This window comes from Roseofilum sp. (assembly GCF_982964205.1).
Map to the genome: position 1 here is coordinate 5,752 of NZ_CEZBFX010000110.1, position 11,464 is coordinate 17,215.

Below are 11,464 nucleotides of genomic sequence, written 5' to 3' on the forward strand. Positions count from 1 at the left end.
CGCTGTAGCGATCGAGTAGCTCTTGCCGAGACAACCTCATAATGGCTTCTGTTCTCTCTAAAGGCGATCGCTCCATCAAAGGATCGATAATTTGGGCTAGGCGATCGTCAATTTCCCCAAACTTTACTTGCAACATGCTCTCTACCATCATCCGCTCTACTCGTTGAGTAGTCTGTTCAGTAGCCTGTTGAGTAGCCTGTTCAACAGCTTGTTCAACAGCCGCTTCTACGTCCCTTTCTAATCGTTGTAAAAAAACGGTTGTTAGATCCATTATTAACTCCCGATCGCTGCGATCTAAATCTTGACGTTTTTCTAATAGTGTCAATAACCCGTAGAGCAATTCTAGCGTCTTTCCTCTAAAACGATGAACTTCCGGCAAAGCTTTAAGTTCTGCGATCGCCTCTTTCTGAACTCTCCCTCTTCCTAACAATCTTAACCACAAGGTTTCTGGAATCTTGTCCAGTTGATGTAATGACCACAATTCCCGCTTTGAACCCTGATGCCAAGGGATAGATCCCTGGGGGGTAATTTTCCGGTGCAGGGAAAGCGGCAAAGCTCCTTAAGAGATCTTCCGAAGCTGTTGGAGATAAAATCCATAATTGGGGAATCTGGCGATCGCTAAATTTCGCCTCTTCCCGGTTCGCCTTGCGCCTCAGTTGAGCCTCTAAATCCCAAGTTTTCTCTAGACAACTACGGATTTCCTCTGCTTGAACTGGATTCCGAAAAGGTTCAAATACCGTTGGCGCTTGGCTTAGAGTTGCCAAGAGTCCCAATTGAGCTATTCCTTCGGGATTCGGAGAAGATGGCATAAAAAATACATCTATTTCGCGAACCTCTGAGACCACATCTAAACTGATTTTCACTTCTCCAAAAGGTTTGAGCAACTCTTGGAGATATTCTTTAGCAAACTGGTCATGGGCAAAACGAGTCATAATTTGCTCTTAAAAATTGTGAAACCCAGTATAGTGTAGGGGTGATTCATGAATCACTCCTACATGGCGATCGCCCTACGACTAAATTTGATGAACTACTTGTGGTTTCGGCCCGGGAATAAAAATGGACAAAGCTTTAGGTATGACGCGAAAATGAGCGGGGGTAGTGGTGGTAATTTCGCCATCCGTATTGATGGGGAGAGGATGGCGGGTGTAAACGTGCATTTCTGTACCATTGAGGGATAATATCCCCGGCAAAGTATGATAGCGACCTTGGCGAAGAGCGGGAAAAATAGCTAGAATTTGCCACCAATGTTCTAATCCTAAACTGTAGAGATCGAGGCGTTGGTCATCGATCTCCGCATCATGAGCGATCGCCATTCCTCCTCCATAATAGCGACCATTACCAATGGCAATTTGAATCGTCTTCACCTTATGGGACTCTTCCCCCGCTCGAATTTCGGCATCAAATAAACGAGATTGGGTCAACACCTTCAGAGCCGACATCGCATAGGCTAAAATTCCCCAACGTCCCTTAGATTGTTTACTGAGACCATCCGTAATCTTCACGCTTAATCCCAAACTAGCCACATTAAAAAAATACTTGCCATTTACCCAGCCTAAATCAATTTGATGCAGTTTTCCCGTAGCGATCGCCCGACAAGCCGCCGGAATTGACAACGGAATCTGTAACGTTCGCGCCAGATCGTTAGCCGTTCCCATCGGTAAAATACCCAAAGGTCGTTGGATCTCCAGCAGAGCATCCACCGCCCCATTTAGGGTACCATCGCCTCCGCCAATAATCACTAAATCCATTTGGGGGCCATACTTGCGAATCACCTGGGGTAATTCTTGATAATTTGAAGGAGAAACTGCGAATAACTCAAATCCATGATGTTCCAAATAGGTCATTGCCTCCTCGCGAGAATGCCTCCCCCGTCGTGAATGAGTATTGACCAAAAACAGCGCTTGCCTAGTCATAAATTTCCCTTACAACCAGAATATAGTATTTTTAATTGATTCCTGTTCAAGTTCACCTCTGCCTAAATCTCTCTCCCACGGAAGCTAATCCTGTAGGGGTTTTAAAACCGGCTCTTGATTTGACTCAGTTTCAGCCATCGAGCTGCCGAAAATGCGCTCGCGGAGCGAAACGGAGTTTTATCGCACGATCCTTACTGGATGGGGTTTCGCAGAAACCCCGACCAGATTAGCACGGAAGAGGGACTTCGACTCCCCTTCTCCCACCAGAGAAGCACCGCCCTGCTTGTCCTGAGCGTAGCCGAAGGGGGGCTAGTGGATGAGGGCAACCCTTGATGACTCATGTAAAACTCGATTACCGCAGCATAATCACTATGATTCACCGCACTATTCGACCCATAGGAGTTTACGATCTCCGAGGATTAACCTCTTATCAGTCTAAGTTACTTTCCCTAGACTCCATACGCGGTTATCTTCTCCACATTGATGCCAAAAATGATAATACAACGATCCTCAACCCCAATGAACTCCCTGAAATCAAATATGCTAATGGTTTAGCTATTTGGGAGAACACCCTCTGGTTTACTCGCGATCATAGTATCTATGCGTGTTCCCTAGACGATTTTCGTCCCCGCTTATTTGCCACTTTGCCCTTCCGCGCTGAAGGAATTGCTGTTTGGGGAACAACCGTTTATGTTTCCTGTAAGGAAGGCTGTTATATCCAAGTGTTTAACGATAAGGGGCGGATGATTACCCAGTTGCGTCCCCCAGGCGTTGGAGTAGAAAGTCTGACGATCCGCCATGAGGAGCTTTGGGTGGCAGACAAGGAAGAGCAGACCGTTTATTGTATGGATCGGGCAACTGGCGAGATTAAATTTAGCTTCTTAACGCCCTTTGATAGTCCCACGGGACTGGTGTTTTATCAAGATCCAGCCACCTCAGAAGAATTACTCTATGTTTCCTATGCCAGCGAAAAACCCTTTATCCGCGACGACCCCAATTCCGATCCGCCCCTAGAATTAGCTTGGCGCGATCGCACCTTTATTCATCCCCTCTACTATTCCTATAATCCCGACGGCTATTATAGTCTCTCCAATGGTTATCTGATCGAGATGTCCTATGTCGAAGAACTCTCTCCCCTCGATGCCATTGAATTGAAGAATTTACAATGGCGCATTGCTCTGCCTTCAGAAACAGCGCGGCAAAAAGTGCGCTCCATAGAAGCGATCGGTTTAGAGTTTACTGAAGAAATTCAAGAAGGGCAAAAAGTTGCCGTTTTTAACTTTGACCACCTGAAACCTTACGAAAAACGAATTTTTGGCTGGAAAGCCTTAATCGAAGTTTACAGCATCAAATATAGCCTTGTGCCTTTGGATGTAGAAAAAATCCCCACCCTAGAGCCAGACTTACAACAGCGCTACCTGATTGATGATGATAATCTAGCCATGGATACGGCGATCGTCCGGGAAGCCGCTCAACAAGCAGTCAGTGGAGAAACTAACTTTTTACGGCGCATGATTTCGTTGCGCAATTATGCTTACGATCGCCTCTCCTATCGACTAACCACCAAAATAGAAACCCCCGACGTTGTTCTCTCCAGAGGTGCGGGATCTTGTGGTGAATATGTCGGCGTTTTACTCGCTCTCGCACGCTTAAATGGCATTGCCTGCCGTACCATTGGTCGCTATAAATGCCCGGCTAGTCCTGAATACAAAAACGTTCCCCTAGAGCCAGATTATAACCATGTTTGGTTAGAGTTTTATATTCCCAGTATCGGCTGGGTTCCCATGGAATCCAATCCCGATGATATGGAAGATGGTAATCACTTGTCCCGTTTTTTTATGGGGTTAGCCTGGTATCATATTGAAATCGGCAAAGGAATTCCCTTTGAGCGCATCCGCTTAGATGGAAAACCTGTAGACCGAGAACAGCTCTCTGTGGGAGATTTAGCGTTAAATCATGTCCGGTTTACGATTCTGGAAGAAATAGCGCCTCCTGAGTTTAGTAACCGGTAGTAGAACCCTTCAGTTATGAATCCTCTGGAACGGTTAGCACGAAAAAAACGGGGAGCGATCGCTCTATGGTATGAACGAATCATGGTCGCGATCGCCACCGTTAATTTAGCCTTAGTTGCCTTCGACCTCAGTTATATCCAACTGCGAAACTTTTGGTTGCAAGGAACCGTTCAAGTTCCCTTCGTCGGATTTATCATTAAAGTCCCCCTTCTCTCCGATTCAATCGATTCTTCTCCCATTACGACTTGGTACGATCCCATCAAAGGGATTCAAGGCAACCGCGATACCGAAAACTACTTGCGAGTGGTTCGTGAGCTAGAAAAACAGGCTCAGAAAACAGGCTATAGCTCTCCCCTCTCTAAACAACTTTTAGCTCAATTGCGAGAATTGAGTGAAGAAATGATTAATCAAAATCCGTTCCAGGGAGCTGGGAAAAGCGGAACCTTGGAAAAAATCAAAAACCGAATGCGAGATCATATGGAGGACGACTCTGCTAAGGATGCATTTAATCAGTTTTGGACAGCAGAAAATCTATTATTTAGCTCAGAAGATCAAGGGGAGCTATTTAATACTACAATCGCTCCATTAATGGCTAGCAACTATTATCGTTCCATTGATGAAACTGGAGGATATACGAATTTATTTGCTGCCCTCGATTTTCCCTTTGCTCTTCTATTCTTAGTTGAATTTTTAGCTCGCAGCCTATACATCAGTCAGAAACACGATACTATTACCTTGACCGATGCCATGCTCTGGAGATGGTATGACATATTCCTATTTTTGCCCCTCTTTCGCTGGTTGCGTATTATTCCCGTTACTATCCGTCTCCATCAAGCCAAACTGATTAATTTAGAACCCATTCGTATCCAACTGAGTCGAGGCTTTGTTGCCACCATTGCGGGTGAGCTGACTGAAGTGATTATTATTCGAGTCATTAATCAGTTGGAAAATGAAATTCGGAGCGGTTCTCTGGCTCGACAACTCTTTGAAGGAGCCAACCGTGAATATATCGATCTGAATAATATCAATGAAATTGAAGCCATTACCCATCGATTAACCGAAGTGGTGATCTGCCAAGTCTTACCTACACTACAACCGCAAATCCAAGAAATTATCAACCACAATATCGAGCAAGTGGCTGAAGCGACTCCTTTCTATCAAAACATCAAAAATATTCCCCCACTCGCCCAATTACCTAGCCAATTTAGTCAACAGGTCTCTGAGCAACTTTCCCACTTGATTGCTGAAGGCTCCCAAAACCTGTATGAAGCTATCAAAAATGATACGGTGGGTGCAGAATTAATGAGTCAATTGGCAGAAAGTTTTGGTAAGTCTCTGAGCGCCGAATTGCAACAAAAACATACCACCCAAGAACTGGAGTCTCTAGTAACAGCGTTCTTGGAGGAATTTAAGATTAACTATGTGCAACGCCTAGCTGAAGAAGATATTGAGAAAATTTTAGAAGAAACCAAACGTCTGGAAAAAAGCAAGAAGCGTTAAGCGGATATCAAAAAATCGCACAACCTTGAGCGAATCTATTCCCTATTCCCTAGCGTATAGCGCTATAATAGAGTTTGACCGTGCTTGACAGGGAAAGTACACTCTTTTCTCTGAAATCTAGAGTCAAGTGATTTCTTTGAACGTTCAGCTTGGTATTGAAGAAAGTCTATCTTTTCTCTTCAACCCCTGAACCCTAACCCCAGGGAGAGAAAAGAGATCCCTCACCATGGGGTGAGGAAACCTCCAGTCTATGGCTAAGGGCGATCGCCACAACGATCCCTCCCGAAACCAATCTCAGACGCTTGAGTGGGAACTAACCCGCTTTTTTTTATGGCAGTACATGGTGTATTATGGTTCATCCTTTAATCCCACAACTCCTAGAGTTAGCCGCCCCAGTCGCTCAAAAACTGGGGTTGGAAGTCGTTGGTGCTACCTTCCAAACCAACCAAAATCCACCGGTATTACGGGTTGATATTCGGAACCCGGATCGAGATACGGGTTTAGATGAGTGTGAACAAATGAGTCACTTCCTGGAAGCAGCTCTAGAGGACAGTCAACTGATTACCCAATCCTATGTCTTGGAAATCTCCAGTCCTGGTATTTCCAAACGCCTCATCACGGACCGCGACTTTATTGCCTTTAAGGGATTTCCGGCGATCGTTATGACCGATCCCCCCTATAAGGACAAATCCAAATGGGAAGGTACGCTCAATAGTCGCGATGAAACCACAGTGTATCTAAACCAAAAAGGCCGTAATATTGCCATCCCTCGTGATGTCATTCGTTGGGTAGAGTTTTGCTGACGGTGAACTCGCTCCCTAGAGGGTAATCTCAAATTTACACTTAGAACAAAGGAAAATAATTAACAATGTCAATGGTTGACTTGCCTGGACTCAAAAATTTAATTGAGAGTATCAGCAAAGAACGAAACTTACCTAAAACGGCGGTTCAAGCTGCCCTGAGAGAAGCTCTGATGAAGGGGTATGAACGCTATCGTAGAGCCGCTCACCTGAAAAGCTTTGAAGAAGATTATTTTGATAATTTTGAGGTGGAACTCGATCTCGATGAAGAAGGGTTTCGGATTCTCTGCACTAAGGTGATTATGGAAGAAGTGAGTAATTTCGACCATCAGATTTCCCTCAAAGAAGTGCAAGAAGTAGTCGATGAAGCCCAAATCGGTGAAACAGTTGTCTTGGATGTTACTCCCGATCAGGGTGACTTTGGTCGCATGGCCGCCATTCAAACCAAGCAGGTCTTGGCGCAAAAATTACGAGATCAGCAGCGTAAACTGATTCAAGAGGAATTTCAAGACCTTGAAGGAGAAGTATTACAGGCGCGGGTACTACGCTTTGAGCGCCAATCGGTGGTTCTAGCCGTTAGCAGTGGCTATGGACAGCCAGAAGTGGAGGCTGAGTTACCCAAACGGGAACAGTTACCTAATGATAATTACCGAGCGAATGCCACGTTTAAAGTTTATCTGAAAAAGGTGGGATCGGGTTCCCATCGCGGCCCCCAGTTGATGGTCTCCCGTGCCGATGCAGGTTTGGTCGTCTATTTGTTTGAAAATGAAGTGCCGGAAATTGAGGATGAGGTGGTGCGGATTGTGGCAGTGGCGCGGGAAGCCAATCCCCCCTCTCGCTATGTGGGGCCTCGAACCAAGATTGCGGTAGATACCTTAGAGCGGGATGTAGACCCCGTAGGGGCTTGTATTGGGGCGAGAGGATCGCGTATCCAGGTGGTGGTCAATGAACTGCGAGGAGAAAAAATCGATGTGATCCGTTGGTCTCCCGATCCAGCAACTTATATTGCCAATGCTCTAAGTCCAGCCCAGGTGGATGCGGTCTATTTAATTGATCCTGAAGTGCGACAAGCCCATGTATTAGTAGCCGAAGATCAGTTGAGTTTAGCGATTGGTAAGGAGGGACAAAATGTGCGTTTAGCGGCTCGATTAACGGGCTGGAAAATTGATATTAAAGATGGAGCGCTCTATGATGCCACGGCTGAACATCAGAAGATAGCAGTGATTATTGAGGCTCGCCATGGAGCAGAGGAGATGGATGAGCCATTAGAGGCATCCTCAGAGGAAGAAGAGTCGGTAGTAACCCCAGCAAAATCGACTTTAGACTTCCAGGAAGAGCGCTCAGAAGACTCAGAATTAGTAGAATTAGAGGAGGACGATCCGATGACACAAGAGTGAGGAAAATGAGAAACCCTAGGGGTAAGTAAGATGAGATGAGGGAGAGGGAATGAAGCCGAATCAACGACGTTGTGTGAGTTGCCGAAAAGTCGATCGAAAAGAAGCCTTTTGGCGAATTGTCCGGGTTTATCCAGATCGTGAAATCCAATTGGATTGGGGAATGGGGCGATCGGCTTATTTATGCCCCCAAGCGGATTGTTTGAAAGCGGCTCAAAAAAAGAATCGATTAGGGCGATCGCTCAGAGCTTCTGTTGCACCATTGGTTTATGAAGCTCTATGGTCTCGCTTACAGGCAGTGGATAACCTCCCACCATCTCGCCCCAAGTCTGAGCCATAAAACCCGGTTTTTGAACTCATTGGGTAGCGAGATTTCTAAAAATCCTAACAATCCCTCCAGTTGGTTAACAATTTGTGCAAGATTAAATAAAGAAGTATTGATCGCCCGAGTGGCGATCGATCCCTTCTGTCCCTGTAGTTGTCGTCGAAAGGCAGGCCACTATGTAAAAACTAGTAGATATCACAGACGAGGCAAGTGTGGATGAACAACGGCAAAGTCAGAATATACGAGCTATCCAAGGAATTGAATTTGGACAATCATTACGTTTTAAATCTTTGCGATCAATTGAATATCACCTACAAAAGTCATAGCAGCACCATATCCGAATCGGAAGCCGAGCGGATTCGCGCTTGGGCTGAAAAACATCCTCCCAGCGAAACACCAGCGGGAAAACCGACTCATCATCGCTCCAAATCCCAGGGGAGTGAAAAACCGATTAAGAAAAAACAGCAAATTTTAGAAATTCGGAGACATTCTTCTGAGGGAGACAAAAATAGTGGATCGACACCAGATGCACCCCGCATTCCCTCAGAAGATGCTGTATCCCTGCAATCCCCTCCATCGCGACTTTCACCTTCACCTGTATCTGAAGTGTCTAAACCGACTCTACCTGTTGCACCTGAGCAGAAAGCTGAGGAACATCCCGTTGCCTCCCGTCCCCCTGAACAACCCGCAGCCGAAAAGAGTGCTGAACCCTCTCCCCATTCACCCTCTAAGGACGTGACCCCACCCCTATCCATGCCTGATGCAGATCAAAAAACTCAATTGATTGGCCCTCCGGTTCGCCCGTCCCAACCGACTAAACCTTTAAAAGTTGAGGCAAAAACAGCTCCAGTAACGGTTGAGGGAACGGTGAGCGCTCCCCCTGCGCCAGCCAAGCCAGGTAAACCGAACCGATCGCCGAAACCGCCTCGACTCAAACGTTCTGGAAATGGGGCGAAACCTGAGAGTGAAGAGGTGAAAAAAACTCAGGGAACCAAACCGATTATCCTCAAAGACAAAGAGGGTGGGAAATCGGAAAAACCCAATGGTGATAAAAAACGCCCTTCAGGATCGGGAGAAGCTACTGCCGTTAGTTCTAAACCAAGAAAGCCCGCGAAACCCGAGGCGATCGCCAATAGAGATAAAGACAAATTATCCGATCCTCTGCGTCCGCGTCCAGTACGACCCGGAGCATCCACGAAAGGCAAGACTGAGGAGATGGATGATGAGGATCTGGTAACGACTCCTCTAGATAATTCAGAACCAGAGGAAACACTGGAATTAGAATTAAGACGGCCCATGCCTCGACCCACCAAAAAGGTGAAAAAACGGTCAGAGGAAGAGGATGAGGATGACCGCCAAAAGGCTAATGCTAAAGCCGGTAAAGGGGTAACCAAAAAACGCCGTCCTCAGATTATTGAGGATGATTTGGATGACGATCTCGATGACGATCTCGATGATGATAACGCCACCGAAGTAAGTCTTTCTCTCGTACGTCCAGCTAAACCGAAAGGATTATCGGCTCCTGCGGCTAAACCGACAGGGGTACCCGCCGCCAAGAAGCGATCGTCTAATCGGGATCACAGAGGACGACGGATGGCCAATAAAGGGACAGAGAAAGTTGAGAAACCGGAAAAAATTACCCTTAAGGGTGAATTAATGGTGCGCGATTTAGCGGCGTTGCTGGCGGTTCCCGAAACCGAGGTGGTTAAACGCTTATTTACTAAGGGAATTGCGGCCACGGTGACTCAAACCTTAGACCTGGAAACGGCGATCTGGGTGACTGAAGATTTGGGCGTAGAAGTGGAAACGGTTGTTGCCCAATCAGAAGCGACGAAAACCCAGATGCTGGAAGAAGAAGACTTGGAACACCTCCATCGCCGTCCTCCAGTGGTGACGATTATGGGCCATGTGGATCATGGAAAAACGACGCTTCTGGATGCTATTCGCCAAACTAAGGTCGTTGATTCAGAAGCTGGTGGGATTACCCAACATATCGGGGCTTACCATGTGGATGTGGAGCATGATGAAAATAGTCAACAAATTGTATTTTTAGATACTCCTGGACATGAGGCGTTTACTGCCATGCGTGCCAGAGGGGCAAAGGTGACCGATATTGCTATTCTCGTGGTGGCCGCTGATGATGGAGTTCGCCCTCAAACCATTGAAGCCATTAGCCACGCCAAAGCCGCTCAGGTTCCGATTGTGGTTGCTATTAACAAGATTGATAAGGAAGGGGCTTCTCCCGATCGCGTCAAACAAGAGTTGATGGAACATGGCTTAGTTCCGGAAGAGTGGGGCGGAGATACAATTATGGTTCCCGTGAGCGCCATCCAGGGAGAAAACTTAGATGGCCTGTTGGAAATGTTGATCTTGGTCTCCGAGATAGAAGAACTTTCCGCTAATCCCGATCGCCTGGCGAAAGGAACCATTATTGAAGCCCATTTGGATAAGGCCAGAGGCCCGGTAGCCACCTTGCTGGTACAGAATGGAACCTTGCGAGTTGGCGATGCAGTAGTGGCTGGAGCGACTATGGGTAAAGTTCGAGCGATGATCGATGACCGAGGAGATCGGGTGGAAGAAGCACTTCCGTCCTTTGCCGTTGAGGTCTTGGGTCTCAATGAACTGCCCTCAGCCGGAGATGAGTTTGAATGTATGGCGGATGAAAAAGAAGCGCGGGCGATCGCCAATTCCCGTGCAGAGGCCCAACGGGAAACCCGCCTCCAACAAGCCCTTGCCTCCCGTCGGGTTACCCTCAGTTCTCTGAGCGCCCAAGTCAAAGAAGGCGAACTCAAGGAACTCAACCTACTCTTGAAAGCCGATGTTCAAGGGTCTGTAGAAGCCATTCTCGGCTCCTTGCAACAATTGCCTCAAAATGAAGTGCAACTGCGGATTCTCCTAGCTGCGGCAGGTGAAGTCACCGAAACTGACGTAGATCTCGCTGCTGCCTCCAATGCTGTGATTATTTCCTTCAATACCACCTTTGCCAGTGGCGCTCGTGCAGCCGCCGATCAAACCGGTGTCGATGTGCGCGAATACGACATTATCTATAAACTCCTAGATGATATTCAAGGGGCAATGGAAGGTCTGCTCGACCCAGAACTGGTGGAAGAAGATCTTGGCCAGGTCGAAGTCCGGGCTGTATTTACCATTGGTAAAGGAGCAGTGGCTGGATGTTATGTACTCTCGGGTAAAGCCATTCGTAACTGTAACTTGCGGGTGATGCGCGGCCAAAACCTGATTTACGAAGGCTTCCTAGATTCCCTGCGTCGGGAACGGGATGATGTCAAAGAGGTCAATTCTGGTTTTGAATGTGGAATTGGGGTTGATAAGTTCACCACTTGGGAAGTCGGTGATGTGATTGAAACCTATCGCATGGTGACCAAACGGCGGACGTTATCGAGTTAATGGAGGATAGGTAGGGGCGAAAAATTTTTCACCCTTACCTATACCGTCATTGTAGACAGAAAAATGGTGTAAGGATTGAGGCGAGTTGATGCCAACTACTTTAGCTATTTCCGGA

The 11,464-nt window shown here is 46.9% G+C and carries 8 protein-coding genes and 1 pseudogene; 6 read left to right on the forward strand and 3 right to left on the reverse strand.

From position 1 onward, the window contains the following. The 3 genes and pseudogenes from AC3A14_RS20170 to AC3A14_RS20180 all read right to left on the reverse strand — a co-directional run. Positions 1–430: pseudogene (locus tag AC3A14_RS20170) on the reverse strand (hypothetical protein); the annotation flags it as partial. Next, on the reverse strand, positions 384–932 hold the full coding sequence (locus AC3A14_RS20175) for a hypothetical protein (RefSeq protein ID WP_318734308.1): 549 nt from the start codon (positions 930–932) through the stop codon (positions 384–386). The pseudogene AC3A14_RS20170 and the gene AC3A14_RS20175, both read right to left, overlap by 47 nt. 81 nt (positions 933–1,013) lie before the next feature. Then, entirely contained in the window at positions 1,014–1,913 is a 900-nt protein-coding gene (locus AC3A14_RS20180; protein ID WP_318734310.1) for a lipid kinase, read from the reverse strand. 371 nt (positions 1,914–2,284) lie between these two features. On the opposite strand from AC3A14_RS20180, the gene AC3A14_RS20185 reads away from it, so the two are divergent. The 6 genes from AC3A14_RS20185 to infB all read left to right on the forward strand — a co-directional run bounded on the left by AC3A14_RS20185 (position 2,285) and on the right by infB (position 11,349). Further along, positions 2,285–3,925, forward strand: a complete 1,641-nt coding sequence (locus AC3A14_RS20185; protein WP_318734312.1) for a transglutaminase family protein — start codon at positions 2,285–2,287, stop codon at positions 3,923–3,925. Between the two features lie 15 nt (positions 3,926–3,940). Continuing rightward, on the forward strand, positions 3,941–5,425 hold the full coding sequence (locus AC3A14_RS20190) for a hypothetical protein (protein WP_318734315.1): 1,485 nt from the start codon (positions 3,941–3,943) through the stop codon (positions 5,423–5,425). 350 nt (positions 5,426–5,775) lie between these two features. Beyond that, on the forward strand, positions 5,776–6,228 hold the full coding sequence (gene rimP, locus AC3A14_RS20195; RefSeq protein ID WP_318734318.1) for a ribosome maturation factor RimP: 453 nt from the start codon (positions 5,776–5,778) through the stop codon (positions 6,226–6,228). A gap of 65 nt (positions 6,229–6,293) precedes the next feature. Continuing rightward, entirely contained in the window at positions 6,294–7,622 is a 1,329-nt protein-coding gene (gene nusA / locus AC3A14_RS20200; RefSeq protein ID WP_318734321.1) for a transcription termination factor NusA, read from the forward strand. 49 nt (positions 7,623–7,671) lie between these two features. Beyond that, a complete protein-coding gene (locus AC3A14_RS20205; protein WP_318699068.1) occupies positions 7,672–7,959 on the forward strand; it encodes a YlxR family protein in 288 nt (95 codons plus the stop codon). 201 nt (positions 7,960–8,160) lie between these two features. Then, positions 8,161–11,349: a translation initiation factor IF-2 gene (gene infB, locus AC3A14_RS20210; protein WP_318734324.1), complete on the forward strand. Its 3,189-nt coding sequence runs from the start codon at positions 8,161–8,163 to the stop codon at positions 11,347–11,349. Positions 11,350–11,464: the final 115 nt, after the last annotated feature.

Coding starts and splice junctions, on each gene's coding strand:
- AC3A14_RS20185 (WP_318734312.1), top strand. CDS start 2,285: ATGATTCACCGCACTATTCGACCCATAGGAGTTTACGATCTCCGAGGA.
- AC3A14_RS20205 (WP_318699068.1), top strand. CDS start 7,672: ATGAAGCCGAATCAACGACGTTGTGTGAGTTGCCGAAAAGTCGATCGA.
- infB (WP_318734324.1), top strand. CDS start 8,161: ATGAACAACGGCAAAGTCAGAATATACGAGCTATCCAAGGAATTGAAT.
- AC3A14_RS20190 (WP_318734315.1), top strand. CDS start 3,941: ATGAATCCTCTGGAACGGTTAGCACGAAAAAAACGGGGAGCGATCGCT.
- AC3A14_RS20180 (WP_318734310.1), bottom strand. CDS start 1,913: ATGACTAGGCAAGCGCTGTTTTTGGTCAATACTCATTCACGACGGGGG.
- nusA (WP_318734321.1), top strand. CDS start 6,294: ATGTCAATGGTTGACTTGCCTGGACTCAAAAATTTAATTGAGAGTATC.
- AC3A14_RS20175 (WP_318734308.1), bottom strand. CDS start 932: ATGACTCGTTTTGCCCATGACCAGTTTGCTAAAGAATATCTCCAAGAG.
- rimP (WP_318734318.1), top strand. CDS start 5,776: ATGGTTCATCCTTTAATCCCACAACTCCTAGAGTTAGCCGCCCCAGTC.